The organism is Brevundimonas sp. BR2-1 (assembly GCF_037626195.1).
Classification (GTDB): Bacteria; Pseudomonadota; Alphaproteobacteria; order Caulobacterales; family Caulobacteraceae; genus Brevundimonas.
The window spans coordinates 323,860-340,346 of sequence record NZ_JARKMV010000002.1 but is presented as its reverse complement, the minus strand read 5'-3'; the positions used below and the strand labels follow the sequence as shown (position 1 = coordinate 340,346).

17 protein-coding genes are annotated in these 16,487 nt (G+C 68.1%); 10 read left to right on the top strand and 7 right to left on the bottom strand.

Annotated elements, in window-relative coordinates:
* Positions 1–81 precede the first annotated feature (81 nt).
* The 3 genes from ispH (at position 82) to BrevBR_RS11155 (ending at position 3,308) form a co-directional block, all read left to right on the top strand.
* Positions 82–1,053, top strand: a complete 972-nt coding sequence (ispH, locus tag BrevBR_RS11165; RefSeq protein ID WP_332639329.1) for a 4-hydroxy-3-methylbut-2-enyl diphosphate reductase — start codon at positions 82–84, stop codon at positions 1,051–1,053.
* 78 nt (positions 1,054–1,131) lie between these two features.
* Positions 1,132–2,049 (top strand): DUF4232 domain-containing protein, encoded by a 918-nt coding sequence (locus BrevBR_RS11160; protein WP_332639328.1) that lies wholly within the window; start codon positions 1,132–1,134, stop codon positions 2,047–2,049.
* A gap of 53 nt (positions 2,050–2,102) precedes the next feature.
* The gene (locus BrevBR_RS11155) at positions 2,103–3,308 is read left to right on the top strand and encodes a glycine C-acetyltransferase (RefSeq protein WP_340000990.1); all 1,206 of its coding nucleotides are present in this window, start codon (positions 2,103–2,105) and stop codon (positions 3,306–3,308) included.
* A 71-nt stretch (positions 3,309–3,379) separates the two neighbouring features.
* Here BrevBR_RS11155 and BrevBR_RS11150 read toward each other — a convergent pair whose 3' ends face one another.
* A complete protein-coding gene (locus tag BrevBR_RS11150; RefSeq protein WP_332639326.1) occupies positions 3,380–3,619 on the bottom strand; it encodes a hypothetical protein in 240 nt (79 codons plus the stop codon).
* A gap of 177 nt (positions 3,620–3,796) precedes the next feature.
* Between BrevBR_RS11150 and tdh the strand changes: the two genes are divergently transcribed.
* Both tdh and BrevBR_RS11140 read left to right on the top strand, forming a co-directional pair.
* The gene (gene tdh / locus BrevBR_RS11145) at positions 3,797–4,849 is read left to right on the top strand and encodes an L-threonine 3-dehydrogenase (RefSeq protein WP_340000989.1); all 1,053 of its coding nucleotides are present in this window, start codon (positions 3,797–3,799) and stop codon (positions 4,847–4,849) included.
* A 10-nt stretch (positions 4,850–4,859) separates the two neighbouring features.
* Positions 4,860–5,309, top strand: a complete 450-nt coding sequence (locus BrevBR_RS11140) for an opioid growth factor receptor-related protein (protein ID WP_340000988.1) — start codon at positions 4,860–4,862, stop codon at positions 5,307–5,309.
* Positions 5,310–5,313: 4 nt separating this feature from the next.
* Here the strand turns inward: BrevBR_RS11140 and BrevBR_RS11135 are convergent, their stop codons facing one another.
* The 3 genes from BrevBR_RS11135 to BrevBR_RS11125 form a co-directional block, all read right to left on the bottom strand.
* The gene (locus BrevBR_RS11135) at positions 5,314–5,706 is read right to left on the bottom strand and encodes a hypothetical protein (RefSeq protein ID WP_332639323.1); all 393 of its coding nucleotides are present in this window, start codon (positions 5,704–5,706) and stop codon (positions 5,314–5,316) included.
* A gap of 70 nt (positions 5,707–5,776) precedes the next feature.
* Positions 5,777–6,778, bottom strand: coding sequence for a DNA topoisomerase IB (locus BrevBR_RS11130; RefSeq protein ID WP_340000987.1), 1,002 nt, complete (start codon positions 6,776–6,778; stop codon positions 5,777–5,779).
* A complete protein-coding gene (locus BrevBR_RS11125) occupies positions 6,775–7,119 on the bottom strand; it encodes a hypothetical protein (protein ID WP_340000986.1) in 345 nt (114 codons plus the stop codon). The genes BrevBR_RS11130 and BrevBR_RS11125 overlap by 4 nt, the downstream gene beginning before the upstream one ends.
* Before the next feature lie 95 nt (positions 7,120–7,214).
* Between BrevBR_RS11125 and rlmJ the strand changes: the two genes are divergently transcribed.
* Positions 7,215–8,033: a 23S rRNA (adenine(2030)-N(6))-methyltransferase RlmJ gene (gene rlmJ / locus BrevBR_RS11120; RefSeq protein WP_332639320.1), complete on the top strand. Its 819-nt coding sequence runs from the start codon at positions 7,215–7,217 to the stop codon at positions 8,031–8,033.
* Here rlmJ and BrevBR_RS11115 read toward each other — a convergent pair.
* The gene (locus tag BrevBR_RS11115; protein ID WP_332639319.1) at positions 8,030–8,338 is read right to left on the bottom strand and encodes an antibiotic biosynthesis monooxygenase family protein; all 309 of its coding nucleotides are present in this window, start codon (positions 8,336–8,338) and stop codon (positions 8,030–8,032) included. The genes rlmJ and BrevBR_RS11115 overlap by 4 nt on opposite strands.
* Positions 8,339–8,465: 127 nt before the next feature.
* Here BrevBR_RS11115 and BrevBR_RS11110 point away from each other — a divergent pair, with 127 nt between their 5' ends.
* Positions 8,466–10,967, top strand: a complete 2,502-nt coding sequence (locus tag BrevBR_RS11110) for an ATP-binding protein (RefSeq protein ID WP_340000985.1) — start codon at positions 8,466–8,468, stop codon at positions 10,965–10,967.
* An 18-nt stretch (positions 10,968–10,985) separates the two neighbouring features.
* On the opposite strand, the gene hemF is transcribed toward BrevBR_RS11110, so the two are convergent.
* Positions 10,986–11,861, bottom strand: coding sequence for an oxygen-dependent coproporphyrinogen oxidase (gene hemF / locus BrevBR_RS11105; RefSeq protein WP_340000984.1), 876 nt, complete (start codon positions 11,859–11,861; stop codon positions 10,986–10,988).
* A gap of 842 nt (positions 11,862–12,703) precedes the next feature.
* Between hemF and BrevBR_RS11100 the strand changes: the two genes are divergently transcribed.
* Positions 12,704–13,963, top strand: a complete 1,260-nt coding sequence (locus BrevBR_RS11100; RefSeq protein WP_340000983.1) for a dipeptidase — start codon at positions 12,704–12,706, stop codon at positions 13,961–13,963.
* A 1-nt stretch (position 13,964) separates the two neighbouring features.
* Here the strand turns inward: BrevBR_RS11100 and BrevBR_RS11095 are convergent, their stop codons facing one another.
* A complete protein-coding gene (locus BrevBR_RS11095; RefSeq protein ID WP_340000982.1) occupies positions 13,965–14,405 on the bottom strand; it encodes a tRNA (cytidine(34)-2'-O)-methyltransferase in 441 nt (146 codons plus the stop codon).
* Positions 14,406–14,601: 196 nt separating this feature from the next.
* Between BrevBR_RS11095 and petA the strand changes: the two genes are divergently transcribed.
* Together petA and BrevBR_RS11085 are read left to right on the top strand one after the other, a co-directional pair.
* Entirely contained in the window at positions 14,602–15,144 is a 543-nt protein-coding gene (gene petA / locus BrevBR_RS11090) for a ubiquinol-cytochrome c reductase iron-sulfur subunit (protein ID WP_332640079.1), read from the top strand.
* Between the two features lie 11 nt (positions 15,145–15,155).
* A complete protein-coding gene (locus BrevBR_RS11085; RefSeq protein ID WP_340000981.1) occupies positions 15,156–16,484 on the top strand; it encodes a cytochrome b in 1,329 nt (442 codons plus the stop codon).
* Positions 16,485–16,487: the final 3 nt, after the last annotated feature.

Genomic DNA, 16,487 nt, shown 5'->3' with positions numbered 1-16,487 from the left:
CGAGGCGCGGCAAACCCGCGTGCGGAAACACCGGGCCGGATGCAGGTGGCGGCGGTGCCTTCGAACGACTAGGTTCCGGCCATGACCGTCCACGCGCCCATCCACCCGGCTGCCAAGCCCGCCCTGACCGTGCGTCTGGCCACGCCGCGCGGCTTCTGCGCGGGTGTCGACCGGGCTATCCAGATCGTTGAACGGGCCATCGGGAAATACGGTGCGCCCGTCTATGTGCGGCACGAGATCGTCCACAACCGCCACGTGGTCGAGCGGCTCAAGGCCCTCGGCGCTGTCTTCGTCAAGGAACTGGACGACTGCCCCGACGACCGGCCGGTGGTCTTCTCGGCACACGGCGTGCCCAAGTCGGTGCCGGCCACGGCCCGGGCCCGGGAGATGCTGTTCCTCGACGCCACCTGCCCGCTGGTCTCCAAGGTCCATGTCGAGGCCGAACGCCACCACGCCGCCGGGCGCCACATCATCCTGATCGGCCACGCGGGCCACCCCGAGGTCGTCGGCACCATGGGCCAGCTGCCGCCGGACGCCATCAGCCTGGTCGAGACGGTAGCCGACGCGGAGGCGTTCCAGCGTCCCGGCGACGCCCCGCTGGCCTATGCCACCCAGACGACCCTGTCGGTCGATGACACCAGCGAAATCCTGGCGGTGCTGAAGCGCCGCTTCCCCGAACTGCCCGACCCGCACAAGGAAGACATCTGCTACGCCACCACCAACCGTCAGGAGGCGGTCAAGCGGCTGGGCGAGGGCTGCGAGCTGGTGCTGGTGGTGGGGTCCGCCAACTCTTCCAACTCCGTGCGGCTGGTCGAGGTGGCCCTGCGCGCCGGGGCCCGGGACGCACGTCTGGTCGATGACGCCGAGAAGGTCGACTGGTCCTGGCTCGAGGGCGTGTCGACACTTGGCATCACAGCCGGCGCCTCGGCGCCAGAACGGCTGATCGAGGAACTGATCGAGGCCGTTCGCGCCCGCTTCGACGCTACGGTCGTGGAAGACGACGGCGAGCGCGAAACCGTCGCGTTCAAGCTGCCGCGCCTGCTTACCGCCTGACCGATCGCCTGCGCTCTTGCGCAAGCGGAGCCTTTGGCCTTGGCTGACGTTAACCATTGGACTCAATGTGGAGCTTCCATGCGCCGTCTTCGCAACGCCAGCACGATCGTCTCGACCCTGGCCCTGCTCGCCGCCGCCGGCTGTACGCAGGAGGCCGAGGCTCCGCCGACCGCTCCGGTTGAGCCGGTCCCCGCGCCGGCCGCGCCTGTGGGAGCCCCCATCAGCTATGCCTGCGAAAGCGGTCAGTCGGTCACGGTGGGTTATCCGGACACCGCCACGGCTCAACTTACGTACAAGGCCCGGACCTACGTTCTCCGCACCGTCCAGGCCGCGTCCGGCGCGCGCTTCACCGGGTCGGGTCTGGAATGGCAGACCGTGACCGCGAACGGTCAGGAAAGCGCGACCCTCAGCCGCCTGGGCCCCAATCAGGATGTCGGCATCGCCGTGCTGGAGCGCTGCAGCCGTCCATCCTCGGGTCCGGTCGCGCCCGGCCCGGTTCCGGCGCCTGAAACCCTGCCCGGCGGACCACTGCCCGCCGCGGCCGTACCCTGCAAGGGACCCCAGCTCAAGCTCTCGGCGGACGGCGGCGACGCCGGCATGGGGCACCGGGTCACTATCGTCGGGGTCCAGAACGTCGGCGCCCAGGTCTGCAGCCTGACCGGCTATCCGACGGTGACCCTGCAGGATGCACGCGGCCGCAACCTGACGGCCGTTCGTTCTGAACAGAACCCCGGCTCCTATCTGCGTGCGGGACAGTCGCCGGCGCCAGTGACCGTCCAGCCGCAGGCCAAAGCCTTCTTCGACGTGGCCTGGACGGTGGTGCCGAACGAGGCCCAGGGTGAAACGGTCTGTCCGACCGCCGCCCGGATCCGGGCGACCGCGCCGGACGACACCTCGCCCGCGACCCTCGCCCAGACCTTCACCCCCTGCGGCGGCCGGATCCAGATCAGTCCGTTCCGGGCGGTAGCCGAGCCGGCCCCTACGCCTGGCGGGTGAGCCGCGCGTTCGGGGGGTTCAAACGGGCGGAAAAACGGCGTAGCGGAGCGCCCATGACCCAAGCCTCCAATCTGGCCTTCTACGATCGCGTACGCGCGGAACTCGCCGACATCGACGCCCAGGGGCTGACCAAGCCCGAGCGGATCATCGCCTCCCGTCAGGGGTCCGTGATCACGGTTGGCGGGCGCGACGTGCTGAATTTCTGCGCCAACAACTATCTCGGCCTCGCCGGCGACGAACGCGTCGCCCAGGCGGGAATCAGGACCCAGGAACGGTGGGGCGCGGGTACGGCCTCAGTCCGCTTCATCTGCGGCACCCTGGAAATCCACAAGGAATTGGAACGGTCGGTCGCTGACTACCTGGGGTTCGAAGACAGTATCCTGTTCGCCGCCGCCTTCGACGCCAACGGCGGCATCTTCGAGCCGCTGTTCGGCGAAGAGGACGCCATTGTTTCGGACAGCCTGAACCATGCCTCGATCATCGACGGCGTGCGGCTGTGCAAGGCCAAACGCTATCGCTTCCTGACGTCGGACATGGACGATCTGGAGGCGAAGCTGAAGGAGGCCCGCGCCGACGGGGCCCGTAACATCGTCATCGCCACCGACGGCGCCTTCTCGATGGACGGCTACATCGCCAAGCTGAAGGACATCCGGGGGCTGGCCGACCGGTACGACGCCCTGATCATGGTCGACGACTGCCATGCCACGGGCTTCCTCGGGCCGCAGGGCCGTGGGTCCTATGCCTACCACGGCGTCGATATCGACTTCCTCACCGGCACCTTCGGCAAGGCGTTGGGCGGGGCCATGGGCGGTTTCATCTGCGCGAAGGCCGAGATCGTCTCCCTGCTCAAGCAGCGGGCCCGACCCTATCTCTTCTCCAACGCCCTGGCGCCGGCCGTCTGCGGCTCGAGCCTGGAGGCCATCCGCATCGCCGGCGGCGAGGAGGGCGACGCCCTGCGCAAACAGCTGTTCGCCAACGCCGCCCGCTATCGCGCCGCCATGACGGAGGCGGGCTTCAACCTGCTGCCGGGCGAGCATCCGATCATTCCGGTGATGCTGGGCGACGCGAAACTGGCTCAGGACTTCGCCGCCCGGGCGCTCGAGCTCGGCGTCTATGTCATCGGCTTCAGCTTCCCGGTCGTGCCCCGGGGACAGGCGCGGATTCGCACCCAGATGTCGGCGGCGCACACCTTCGAACAGATTGATCAGGTCGTGGACGCCTTCAGAACGGCGGGACGGGATCTGGGGATCGTTGGATAACGCGATCCCGCGGAGTTTAGAGCTCGCCAGTCCCCCATCTGGACTGGCGAGCTCGCGTCATGGACGTTGGATCAAGGTTCGACTTCTTCCGACTCCACGCCTTCGCAGGTGACGTTCCATCCGATGATGGGACCGGTTTGCGCGATGGCCTGACCCGGCTCGAACCACACGCCATCCCCGTCGGGATCAAGATCAGCCGGCCCCGGGGCATAGATCGGGTCCCATTCGCAATTGAGCGGTCCGGCCGTTGTGGTGGTCGGAGCCAGCGCCAGCGTCGCCGCAATGGTGGCTGCAAATACTATGGATCTCATTTCAAAACCCTCCCTTGGCGCCATGGTGACGCACGCCAAAGGTGCGGAATGCTACCCTGAAGAGAAGTAACATTTGCGTGTGCCCGAGGAGCCTGCCGACAGCGGTTGCGAAGAGCGGCTCGCATGAACCGCGATCAATGGCTAATAGGCGCTCCTGCAGCCTGGGAAAAGACCGCAATGACCGACACCATGAAGGCCTTGGCCAAGACGAAGCCGGGGATCGGCCTGGAGCTGATCGACGCGCCGATCCCGGTCGCCGGGCCCGAGGACGTGCTGATCCGCGTCAGGCGCACCGCCGTCTGCGGCACTGATATCCACATCTGGAACTGGGACGAGTGGAGCCAGAAGAACGTCCCGGTCCCCATGATCACGGGCCACGAGTTCGCCGGCGAAATCGTCGCCATCGGCAAGGACGTCGACCGCCGCCTCAAGGTCGGCCAGCGCGTTTCGGCGGAGGGTCATGTCATCGACCTGAACTCGGAAGCCGCCCGCGCCGGCCATTTCCACCTCGATCCGGACACCCGCGGCATCGGCGTGAACCGCCAGGGCGCTTTCGCCGAGTTCGTCGTGGCCCCGGCCTTCAACGTGATCGAACTGCCCGACGACGTGCCGTACGAGATCGGCTCGATCCTCGATCCGTTCGGCAATGCGGTGCACACGGCGCAGCAGTTCGACCTGCTGGGCGAGGACGTGCTGGTCACGGGCGCGGGCCCGATCGGCATGATGGCCGCCGCCGTCGCCCGCCACGCCGGGGCCCGCACTGTGGTCCTGACCGACATCAACGATTTCCGCCTCGAGCTGGCGCAAAGGGTGGCGCCGGGCGTGCGCACCGTGAACACGACGAAGGAAGATCTGCATGACGTAATGCACGAACTCGGCCTCAAGGTCGGCTTCGACGTGGCCTTGGAGATGTCGGGCTCTCCCATCGCCTTCAAACAGTGCGTCGACACGCTGATCATGGGCGGCGGCATGGCCATGCTGGGCATTCCGTCGAAGCCGATGGAGACCGACTGGGGCGCGATCATCCTCAAGGCCCTGACCATCAAGGGCGTCTACGGGCGCGAGATGTTCACGACCTGGCGCAAGATGCTGGGCCTGCTGAAGGCCGGCCTGGACCTGACCCCGCTGATCACCCACCAGATGAGCTACGAGCGCTTCGAGGAAGGCTTCGAAGCCATGCGTTCGGGCCAGTCCGGCAAGGTGGTTCTGAACTGGGACAAGGCGGCCTGAGGCCCAAACCGTGTCCGGCGCGATACAACCCTTTCTGGAAGGCGCGGGACCGGACGCGCGCGGCCGCAGCCTGTTCGACGTTCTGGCCATGGACAACGCTGCGCTGGAGCGGAATCACGACTTCATCCAGTGGCTGTTCCCGTTGCGGGAACCGTCGCGCGTCATGCCCGACGCGCCCGTGCTGACCGACGCAGATGTCGAGGCGATCAGGAATTCGGGCATGGCCCAGTACGCTCTCGCCGCCGCGACGGACCGGATGGACGCCTTCTATCGCGCCACCCACGACTGGCTGATGCCCAACGATCACAACCATCTGCGCATAACGCGGATCATCCGGTCGCTGCGGCTGCTGGTCGGCGATGAGCAGGCGGACGCGTTCCGGGCCGCCATTCTGGCCCGGGTCGAGGCGACGAGGGCGCCAGTCAGCGCCCGCAGTCGCGGCTACTGGACGACGGCCTGACGCCTCAGGCCGTCGTCGGTTCGCCCTTCTTCATCGTCGCCATGAACACGACGATGACGAACAGCAGCATCGAGGCCACCAGCATGATCTCCGAGGCGATCATGGCGGGCAAGAACACCGGTTTGCCGAGCAGCATCAGGCTCAGGCACGGCATCAGGATCAGGAAGCCCAGCACGGACAAGCCGAAATGCGCCCTGGGCAGCCAGCCTTGGGCCGCCGCCGGGAACGACCGATAGAACAGGCCGAACAGCATCATGGATGCAAAGCCGATCAGGTTGATGTGGGCGTGCACGGGTCTCAGCACGAAGTCCTGGTTCGCGCCCATCCAGACACCCAGCGACATGCCGACCAAGGCCGACAGAACACCGAGGCGCAGAAAGTTATTCGATACCGACATTGTTTGGATCCCTCCGACAAAAGGCGGTTTCGTAAACCGCCGTTTTCCCCGAATCCTAGTTACAATGTCGTCAGGTCAATGTCTTGATCAGGGCCCCCTCGAAGCTCGCCGTATCCGGCCCGGGCAGGGCGTCCGCCAGGTCGCCGCTTTCGAAAAGCTCGAACACCCGCGGGTGCACATAGGACGACCGGCACACCGTCGGCGTATTGCCCAGCAGGCCGGCGACCGCCTTCACACAGACGGTGATCTGGCGCTTCGCCTCGGTCGGCGAGGCGGGCGGGTCCATGTCGCGCAGGACCCGGGCTGCGGAGACGGTGCCGGCCCAGGTGCGGAAATCCTTGGCCGAAAACTGGTCGCCCATGGCCTCCCGAATGTAGGCGTTCACGTCGTCCGAGGTGATCGCGCACAGCCGACCCTCGGGGTCCCGGTACTTGAACAACTGCTGGCCCGGAAGCTCGCGCAGGGACCGAACCACGGTCGCGAGCCGACGATCCCTGACTTTCACCTCATGCTCGACCCCGCTCTTGCCCTTGAAGGCGAAGGTCAGTGCGGTTCCGTCAAGGTCGAGGTGCCGCTTGTTCAGTGTCGTCAGGCCGTAGGATCGGTTCTGCTTCGCATACTGGGCGTTGCCGACGCGGATCAGGGTGATCTCCAGCAGCCGGACGGCGGTGGCCAGCACCTTGTCGCGCGATACGCCGCGCCCGTTCAGGTCGGCCTCGACCCGCTTCCGCAGCTTCGGCAGGGCCCTGGCGAAGGCGGGAAGGCGCTCGAACTTCGTCTCGGCGGCGTGGCTGCTCCAGCCCTCGTGATAGCGGTACTGCTTGCGGCCCTTCACGTCGCGGCCCGTGGCCTGGATGTGACCGGAGGCGCGAGGGCAGATCCAGACGTCGGTCCAGGCCGGGGGAATGGCCAGCGCCCGAAGGCGCGCCAGCGTCGGCTCGTCCCGGATCAGCGCGCCGTTGACGTCATGATAGCTGAAGCCCTTGCCCGAGGCGGTGCGCCGGATGCCGGGATGTTCGTCGCTGCACCAGGTCAGGCCCCGCGGGACCTCGGCGGCCGCACCGGCGGTCATACCCCGACCTCGCGCAGGGCCTTGCGCAAGCCTTCGATCCAGTCGCGGGCGTCGTCGCCGCCCCACAGCATCCAGGCGATATAGCCGGTCGAGGGCCTGTCCGCATCGCCCCAGCGGCGGGCCCGCTTGTCCACCGCGTGGCGAGCGAAATAGCTGTACATCGACTTGATGTCGCGGTCGCTGACCAGCGCCCGCGACATCAGCTGTTCGGCGCGGCGCACGCCGACCCCGGTTCCGCCGCGGCCATGTTCCTCTCTGAGATCGAGACCCTTGCGGGCGGCCTCGGCCACCGCCCGGGGCGGGGTGCGTTGGCGGTCGGACAGGACGGGATGATCGATCACTTCGCACTCCGGGTTGCGTCGCCGAACGATGCGCGACCTGAGACGGTTCCCGTCCGCCCTTGACCGCGGGAGCCGGGCAGACGACGGAAGCCCTCATGAACTATCGTCACAGCTTTCACGCCGGAAATTTCGCCGACCTGGTCAAGCACGCCCTGCTTCTGTGGCTGCTCGAACGGCGCCGGACCGAAGGCCCGCTTACGGTCATCGACACCCACGCCGGGGCCGGCCTCTATGATCTGACCGGCGACGCGGCGCGGTCGAGGGAGGCCGAGGCCGGCGTCGCGCGGCTGATGGCCGCCGAGGGGCGTCCGCCGCTGATCGAGGCGCTGGCCGCCGCCGTGGCGCGGCTGAACCCGAATGGCGGAGCGGCTCTCTATCCCGGCTCCCCCCTGCTGGTGGCGCAGACGCTGAGGGATGACGACCGCTATGTCGGCTTCGAGCTGAACCCGCCGGTGCTCGACATGTTGACCGAGGCGCTGGAACCCTATCCGGAAGCGGCGGCCGAGGGCGGAGACGGCTATGAGCAGGCGCGGGCCTGGGCGGCCGAGGCCACCGGGCCGCTGGTGCTGATCGATCCGCCGTTCGAAAAGCCCGACGACTATCTGCGCGCCGCCGACACGGGCGCCGCCATTGTCCGCGGCGACGCCCGGGCCACGGTGGCGATCTGGACGCCGCTGAAGGATCTCGAGACGTTCGACGGCTTTCTGCGCCGGCTCGGTCAGGCCGGGGCCCAGCGCGTGCTGGTGGCTGAGGCCCGGCTGCGGCCGCTGACCGATCCCATGCGAATGAACGGCTGCGCGGTGGTGATCCTGAACCCGCCGACGGGAGCCGAGGCTGCGGCGCGCGAAATCTGCGGCTGGGTCGCGGAAACCCTGGGCGACGCCGGCGCCAAGGCTGACGTCTGGTTCACCTAGTCCTGGTCGAAGACCTCGCACGCCTCGTACAGATGCGGTTCGAAGGTCGCGATGGCCATGATCGGCTCCATGGCGGCGTTGACCCCTGGCAGGCGGGTCATGGCCTTCCAGTCGTCGCGGGTCCGCCACACGGCGTGAACGGCCGCCACCTTGCCATTCAGTCCCCGGTGCAGGGTGGCGGACACGAAGCCCTCCGCCTCGCGCTGGGCGCGGACCATGACGGTCAGCAGATCCATCAGCGCTTCCAGCTTCGCCGGATCGCAGCGATAGACGTTGATCAGGACCACGGGATCTGCGTCGGACATGGCGGGCGTCTAGCCGATCGCGGGCCGTGAGTCTCGATATCCTGACGCGCGGAAAAGGTGAATCGCTGTTCGCTAAACCTTGCTCAACACATGTCGTGCGAGGAAAGGCGACACAGTCGGAATTTCCATGTCGCTTGTCCGTGTTGTTCTCGCGCTTCTGGCCGCCGCAGTCGTCTGCAGCGGAGCGCCGCCCGTTGGAGCCCAGCCGGTTGCGCCGGCGGCGCAGGACGCCCCCGACGACGCCCTGAGGCTGGCGCGGTTTGTCGAGGCCCGGGCGGGCTCCACCGACTTCGCGGCGCTGGACCGGTTCGGCGAGGCCGCCATGCGCCGCAACGACCGCGAAGGCCTGAACCGGCTCTATCACGTGACCTGGACGATCCTGAACCAGGGGGATTTCGACAAGGCGGCGCTGTGGAACCGCCGGCTGGCAGAGGCGGCCGAGCGGCAGGGGGACGAGCGGTATAAGGACATCGCCCGGCTGAACACCCTGACGATCCGCTATGACCAGGGCGAGACAGGCGTCGCCGCCGAGATGCGCCGAACGGCGGAAACGGGCGAGGACTGGTTCGTCAGGGCCCACGCCGTCCGTCTGGCGGCCTTGGCCCTGTTCGACGAGGACAAGATCGGGGAGGGGCTGGAGCTGCTGGCCGAGGCCCAGGCCGGCATCCCGGTCAACGACCCCTTCGCCGCAACCGCCCACGCCGGGATCTGGGAGGTGACGGGCATGGGGCTGAAACAGCTCAACGACGTCACCGGCGCGGCGGACGCGTTCCGGAAATTCGAGATCGACTATTCCAACCCGGCCTATCCGCGGCCCGACTTCGACAGCCTGTACAATCTTACCATGATGGCGGTGAAGGTCGGGGACGCAGACCGGGCGGCCCAGTATTTCGCGGCTCACCACCGTCTGGCGCAACGGGCGGGACTGACCACGCTCTCGGTCTATGACGCCAGCCTGTGCGCCACGGTCGCGCACGCCCGGAACGAGCCTCGCGCGGTGCTGGCCTGTCTGGAGCCCTATGGAGAGTCGCTGGGCGAGGCCGCCTTCGTCGCCGCCGACGCCCTGCCGCTGCGGGCGATCGCCCGGGCCCGGACCGGCCAGATCGCCGGCGCCCGCCGGGACGTGAACGCGCTGCGCCGTCTGGAGGCCGAAACGGGCATCCAGTCCGAGGTCGATCACGTCGAGGCCGAGGTGCTGTTCGCGGAAGGCCGGCATGAGGAGGCTTTCCGCCTTCTCCGGGCCCATATGGTCGAGAGCGAAACCGATGCGGCGCGCAGCTACAGCGCCGGCATCCACCAGGTCACCGGCAATATGCAGCAGCAGCTGGCCGAGCGGCGGACGCAGCTGGAGACGGCGCGGTCCAACACCGGCCTGCAGCGGGCGGTGATCGGCATCGGGGTGATCTTCCTGCTGTTCGCCGGGGCCACCCTGGTCTGGCAGCACCGGCAAAGCGGCCGGTTGCGTCTGGCCCAGCGGCGCGCGGAGGAGGCGAACCGGGCGAAGAGCGAATTCCTCGCCAATATGAGCCATGAGATCCGGACGCCCCTGAACGGCGTGGTGTCGATGGCCGACACCCTGGCGCGCCGCGACCTGAAGCCGGAAGAGCACGAGATGGTCGAGTTGATCCGCTCGTCCGGTGCGACGCTGGAGCGGCTGCTGTCCGACATTCTCGACAGCGCCAAGATCGAGTCGGGGCAGCTGACGTTCGAACCCGCGCCCTTCAATCTGGAGCAGTCGGTCAAGGACGTCGCCGCCCTGTGGCGGGTCAAGGCCGAGGATCAGGGCGTGGCCATGGTGGTCGAGTTCGACGAGGCCCTGTCCGGCCTGGTCGAGGGCGACATGGTGCGCCTGCGGCAGGTGCTGACCAATCTGGTCAGCAATGCGCTGAAATTCACCTCCTCGGGCTCGGTGCGGCTTTCGGTGATGTCGACCATGGACGGTCGGGCCGTGTTCCGGGTCACGGACACGGGCGTCGGCTTCGACCCCGACCAGAAGGGCCGCATCTTCCGTCGCTTCCAGCAGGCGGACGGGTCGATCACGCGCCGCTACGGCGGCACGGGCCTGGGCCTGACCATTTCGAACGCCCTGGTCGAGCTGATGGGCGGGACGGCGCTGGACTGCGACAGCACGCCGGGCAAGGGCTCGACCTTCTGGTTCGAGATTCCGATGCCGCGGGTGAGCGACGCCGCGAGCGAGGCGGAGCCCGCTGCGAGCGTGGACGTCGCCACGACGCCGCTGCGCATCCTGCTGGCCGACGACCATCCGGCCAACCGCAAGGTCGTCGAGATCATGCTGGCGGCCACGGAGATGGAGCTGGTCGCGGTCGAGGACGGACAGCAGGCGGTTGAGGCGTTCAAGGACGGCGGGTTCGACCTGGTGCTGATGGACATGCAGATGCCGGTCATGGACGGGCTGACCGCGACCCGCGAGATACGCGCCCTGGAGGCGGCCGGCGGACTGAAACGGACCCCGGTGGTGATGCTGACGGCCAACGCCATGGCCGAGCATGTGGCCTCGGGCCGGGCGGCGGGGGCCGATGGTCACCTGACCAAGCCGGTGACCCTGGTCAGCCTGTTCGACGCCATCGCCGCGGCGCTGGACGGTGAGCCGGAGCGCGACGCAGCCTGAGCCCCGGGGCCGGTCCTCCTAGGGCCATTTCACCACGGGCGGCATCGAGCTGAGGATCGAGTCCACATTGCCCCCGGTCCTGAGGCCGAACATCGTGCCGCGGTCGTAGAGCAGGTTGAACTCGACGTAGCGGCCGCGCCGGACCAGCTGTTCCTCGCGCTCCTCGGCCGTCCAGGGTTCAGCCATCCGCCCGGCGACGATGGCCGACCAGGCCTCGAGGAAACGGGTCCCGACATCGCGGGTGAAGGCGAAATCCTTCGCATAGTCGCCGCTGTCGTGATGGTCGTAGAAGATGCCGCCGGTGCCGCGCGGCTCGTTGCGGTGCGGCAGCCAGAAATATTCGTCGCACCACGCCTTGAAGCGCGCATGCCAGTCGGGATCGTGAGCGTCGCAGGCGGCCTTCATGGCGGCGTGGAAGGCGACGGTGTCGGGCGCGTCCGGACGGCGGTCCACGTCCAGCACCGGCGTCAGATCGGCGCCGCCGCCGAACCAGCTCTGCGTCGTGGCGATGAAGCGGGTGTTCATATGCACCGCGGGGATGCGAGGGCTGACCGGATGGGCGATCAGGCTGACGCCGGTGGCGAAGAAGCGGGGGTCCTCGGCCGCGCCAGGCACGGTTTTGGCGTAATCGGCGGGGAAGGTCCCGTGGACGGTCGAGACGTGGACCCCGACCTTTTCGAACAGCCGCCCGTGCATCATGCCCATGACGCCGCCGCCGCCCTCGGGCCGGCTCCAGGGCGTGCGGACGAAGCGGCCGGGTTCGCCGGGGAAGAGATCGACGGGGGCCGCGTCCTCCAGGGCTTCGAAGCCGGCGTGGATGCGGTCGCGCAGGGTTTCGAACCAGGCCTGGGTCTCGGCCTTGCGTCGATCCAGCGAGGGGGCGGCGTTGGTCATGGGGGGTCTGTAATCGTTCCGGGTTCGAGGGAGAAGGCATGCGTCGGCGCCTCTTCGGCGTTTCCGCGGAAAAGTGCGGGGAGGTGGCGGAGCGCGGGCGGTCTGCCCGGAACCGTGATGTGGCCCCCTGCTTTCGCTTTGCGGGGACCGGATATGTTTTTCGGCGTCGCCGCCTTCGCTCCGCGCGACCGGTTCACGCAAGCCGACGGGGGCGGGCTTCTGGTGGCGGCCTGCGGGGCTTTCGGCATTTCCCGACCCCGGCCTTGTCGCCGCATTCAGCCCTGTCCGTCGTAAGCCCGCGACGGGCGGAAGGCGGCCAGGCCTTCCGGGCCCCGGGGTTTCGCACTCCCCCGGGCAGTCCGCCGCCCCCACGCCCCCGTTATTCCACAAGCCGCAGGTATGAGCCGCGCAAGGGTCCGGGCGACGATTCCGGGACGACGTTTCCCGCTCGATCGCATCCCGCCGCACGTGATTGGCCCTGGCGCCAGACGCCCTCCCCCGCGACGGGATGCAGCCATTATGCGGGCGCCGGGAGGGGGTGCGCAGGAGAACGGGGTCTCAAAAGCGGAAGCGGCTGGAAAGGCGGGATGTTTTTCCGCCAGTGCGACTATATCCGCACCCTGCCCGTCGTCATCCCGGCGCAGGCCGGGACCCGGCGGCGCCGAAGGCGATGCCGGACACAGCCGCGCTCCCGACAGGGTCGCGCTCTCGCGCGCCGCCGGGTCACGGGGTTCGCTGCGCGCCCCCGGGATGACGACGGGCAGGGGGCGCCGGACGGTGTGCGCCTTGCCAACCTCGCCGCGTCTGGCACTGTCCGGCGTCGCTGTTTCGGGGAGCCCGTCATGATCCGCACCATCCTTCTTTCCACTGTCGCCGCCGTGCTGGCGGCCGGTCCGGTGCTGGCCCAGGACGCGGGGGAGGCGAGGGCGCGGCGGATTCTGGAGCGGACGCCGCTGATCGACGGGCACAACGACCTGCCGTGGGCGCTCCGGCAGGGGCACGGGAACGATCCCTACGCCGTCGATCTGGCGGCCAACCTCGACGCCTCGACCGACCTGCACACCGATATTCCGCGCCTGCGGGCCGGCGGGGTCGGAGGCCAGTTCTGGTCGGTCTATGTGCCCGCGACCCTCACGCCGACCGAGGCCGCGCGCGAGACCTTCGAACAGATCGACACGGTCAAGCGGATCGTCGCGGCCCATCCTGATGCCTTCGAGCTGGCCACGACCGCCGCCGACGTCGAGCGCATCCACCGGCGCGGGAAGATCGCCTCGCTGATCGGCATGGAGGGCGGCTATTCGATCGATGATTCCCTGGGACTGCTGCGCGAGTTCTTCGACGCGGGCGCCCGCTACATCACCCTGACGCATTCGAGGACGACGACCTGGGCCGACAGCGCCACCGACGCGCCGAAATGGGGCGGGCTGTCGCCGTTCGGCGAGCAGGTGGTGCGTGAGATGAACCGGCTGGGGATGATGGTCGATCTGAGCCACGTCTCGGAAGAGACCATGCTGGACGCCATGCGGGTTTCCGAGGCGCCGGTGATCTTCTCCCACTCCTCGGCGCGGGGGATCACGGCGCACCCGCGCAATGTGCCCGACAGCGTGCTGCGTCTGATGCCGGAGGACGGCGGGGTGGTGATGGTCACCTTCGTGCCGGGCTTCGTGTCCGAGACGGTGCGGGCCTGGAACGCGGCGCGGGCGGCGGAGGACGCGCGGCTGAAGTCGCTGAACCCCGGCGATCCGCAGGCGGTCACCGCCGGGCTGACGGCGTGGCAGACGGCGCATCCGGTCCCCGTTGCGACGATCGCCGATGTGGTCGCCCATATCCAGCATGTCCGCGACGTGGCCGGGATCGATCATGTCGGTCTGGGCGGCGATTTCGACGGGGTGGACGCCCTGCCGGTCGGGTTGGAGGGGGTGGACGGCTATCCGCGCCTGCTGGCGGCCCTGATGGCGAACGGCTGGACCGAGGCGGACATCCGCAAACTGGCGGGGGAAAACGCGCTGCGGGTCATGCGGGCGGTCGAGGCGGTGGCGGAGAGCCGGAAGGGCGAGCGACCGAACCTGGCGGTCATCGCGGTCGAGGGCGCGCCGGAATAGGTCAGCCCGTCTGGCGCAACGCCTCCCACAGCGCGATCCCCGCTGACACCGACAGGTTCAGCGAGCGGGCTGCCGGCTGGATGGGGATAATGACCCGCGCGTCGGCGGCGTCGTGGACGAAGTCCGGGGCGCCCGTGGGTTCGCTGCCGAACAGCAGGGTGTCGTCCGGCCGGAAGACGAATTCGTTCAGCGGCGTCGCCCCCTTCGTGGTGAACAGGATCAGACGCCCGGGACCGCGATCGCGCTGGAAGGCGTTCCAATCGGCATGGCGCGTCATGTGTCCCAGAGGGCCGTAGTCCAGCGCCGCGCGCTTCATCGCCCGGTCGTCAAAGCGGAAACCCGTGGGCTCGATCACATGCAGTTCCACGCCGAAACAGGCGCCCAGGCGGATGCAGGCGCCCACGTTCTGCGGAATGGCCGGTTGAAAAAGGGCGAGACGCATTCTAAGGCCCTCATACGCGCGGCCTGGGGGTCTGTCGCGGCTCGAATTGCGACTGTTTCTCAAGGAGCGGCGCAGTTTGCGGCGATGAGCCGCAACACAGGGCCGGGCCAGACCGAAGGGAAGCCGCTAAAGCATCCATGCCGTTTTTCGCCGCACCCCCTTTCGGGCGCGGATCGCGGCGCACGAGGAGTAAGACGTGGCCGAATCGGTCGTGACTGAGAACGGTACAGGCGGCGACGCCTCCCGCCGGGACTTCATCCATATCGCGGCCGGCGCGGCCGCCGTGGGCGCCGGGGCCATGCTGGCCTGGCCGCTGATCAATTCGATGAACCCCGCCGCCGACACCCTGGCGCTGGCGTCGATCGAGTTCGACATGAGCAAGGTCCAGGAAGGCCAGCAGGTCGTGATCAAGTGGCAGGGCAAGCCCGTCTTCGTCCGCTACCGCACGCCCCGGGAAATCCAGGAAGCCGTGGCGACGCCGCTGTCGGCCCTGAAGGACCCCCAGACCGACGCCGACCGCATCAAGGCCGGGCACCAGCAGTATCTGGTTCTCATCGGCAACTGCACCCACCTGGGCTGCATCCCGACGTTCGGCGCGGGCGATTTCGGCGGCTGGTTCTGCCCCTGCCACGGCTCGCACTACGACACGTCGGGCCGCATCCGTAAGGGCCCCGCGCCCAAGAACCTCGTCGTGCCGGAGTATGACTACCTCTCCGACACCCGCATCAAGATCGGCTGAGGGCGAGACCGATGAGCGATCACGAATCCACCTACGTCCCCAAGACCGGCATCGAGAAGTGGCTCGACACGCGACTGCCGATCGTCCGCTTCGGCGCTGACTACATGTCGCTGCCGACCCCGAAGAACCTCAACTACTGGTGGACCTTCGGCGGCATCCTGGCCCTGTGCCTGGTCGTGCAGATCGCGACCGGCGTGGTCCTGGCCATGCACTATGTGCCCAATACCGAACTGGCCTTCGCCTCGGTCGAGCGCATCATGCGCGACGTCAACGGCGGCGACCTGATCCGCTACACCCACGCCAACGGGGCCTCGATGTTCTTCATCGCGGTCTATCTGCACATGCTGCGCGGCCTGTACTACGGCTCGTACAAGGCGCCGCGCGAGATGATCTGGATCGTCGGCTGCCTGATCTTCTTCCTGATGATCGCCACCGCCTTCCTGGGCTACGTCCTGCCGTGGGGCCAGATGTCCTACTGGGGCGCCGAGGTGATCACCAATCTGATCGGGGCCATCCCGGTCGTCGGCGAGCCGGTCCTGATCTGGCTGCGCGGCGGCCCGGCGATCGACAACGCGACCCTGAACCGCTTCTTCTCGCTGCACTATCTGCTGCCGTTCGTCATCGCCGGCTGCGTCGTGCTGCACCTGTGGGCCCTGCACCATGCGGGTCAGAACAACCCGGTCGGCATCCTGATTCCGAAGGACCGGATGGCCAAGGACACGGTGCCGTTCCACCCGTATTTCACGGTCAAGGACGGCTTCGCCATCATCCTGTTCCTGATCCTGTTCGCGGTGTTCGTCTTCTTCATGCCGAACGCCCTGGGCCACGCCGACAACTACATCCCGGCCAATCCGCTGGTGACGCCGGCGCACATCGTGCCCGAATGGTACATGCTGCCCTTCTACGCGATCCTGCGGGCCGTCCCGGACAAGTTCGGCGGCGTGCTGGCCATGTTCGGCGCCATCGGCGTGCTGTTCGTCCTGCCGTGGCTGGATACGTCCAAGGTGCGGTCGATGCGCTATCGCCCGACCATGCGGACCTTCTTCGTCATCTTCGTGCTGGTCGGCCTGATCCTGGGCTGGTGCGGCGCGCAGCTGCCTGACGCGCCGGTGATCGGGAACTTCAAGACCTTCGTCCTGATCGACGGCGACCTGAACAGCTATCTGTGGCTGACCCGTCTGGCGACGCTGTACTATTTCGCCTTCTTCCTCGTGATCATGCCGCTGGTCGGCCTGCGCGAGACGCCGAAGCCGATCCCGGCGACGATCTCGGAACCGGTTCTGTCGGGCGGCGACGCCATGACGGCGGCGGCTCCGGCCTCGCCCGAGAAGAAGGGCTGATCG

Bases quoted from the DNA above. Each gene is read 5' to 3' on its own strand.
- ispH (WP_332639329.1), top strand. From the start codon at position 82: ATGACCGTCCACGCGCCCATCCACCCGGCTGCCAAGCCCGCCCTGACC.
- BrevBR_RS11160 (WP_332639328.1), top strand. From the start codon at position 1,132: ATGCGCCGTCTTCGCAACGCCAGCACGATCGTCTCGACCCTGGCCCTG.
- BrevBR_RS11155 (WP_340000990.1), top strand. From the start codon at position 2,103: ATGACCCAAGCCTCCAATCTGGCCTTCTACGATCGCGTACGCGCGGAA.
- BrevBR_RS11150 (WP_332639326.1), bottom strand. From the start codon at position 3,619: ATGAGATCCATAGTATTTGCAGCCACCATTGCGGCGACGCTGGCGCTG.
- tdh (WP_340000989.1), top strand. From the start codon at position 3,797: ATGACCGACACCATGAAGGCCTTGGCCAAGACGAAGCCGGGGATCGGC.
- BrevBR_RS11135 (WP_332639323.1), bottom strand. From the start codon at position 5,706: ATGTCGGTATCGAATAACTTTCTGCGCCTCGGTGTTCTGTCGGCCTTG.
- BrevBR_RS11130 (WP_340000987.1), bottom strand. From the start codon at position 6,778: ATGACCGCCGGTGCGGCCGCCGAGGTCCCGCGGGGCCTGACCTGGTGC.
- rlmJ (WP_332639320.1), top strand. From the start codon at position 7,215: ATGAACTATCGTCACAGCTTTCACGCCGGAAATTTCGCCGACCTGGTC.
- BrevBR_RS11115 (WP_332639319.1), bottom strand. From the start codon at position 8,338: ATGTCCGACGCAGATCCCGTGGTCCTGATCAACGTCTATCGCTGCGAT.
- BrevBR_RS11110 (WP_340000985.1), top strand. From the start codon at position 8,466: ATGTCGCTTGTCCGTGTTGTTCTCGCGCTTCTGGCCGCCGCAGTCGTC.
- hemF (WP_340000984.1), bottom strand. From the start codon at position 11,861: ATGACCAACGCCGCCCCCTCGCTGGATCGACGCAAGGCCGAGACCCAG.
- BrevBR_RS11100 (WP_340000983.1), top strand. From the start codon at position 12,704: ATGATCCGCACCATCCTTCTTTCCACTGTCGCCGCCGTGCTGGCGGCC.
- BrevBR_RS11095 (WP_340000982.1), bottom strand. From the start codon at position 14,405: ATGCGTCTCGCCCTTTTTCAACCGGCCATTCCGCAGAACGTGGGCGCC.
- BrevBR_RS11085 (WP_340000981.1), top strand. From the start codon at position 15,156: ATGAGCGATCACGAATCCACCTACGTCCCCAAGACCGGCATCGAGAAG.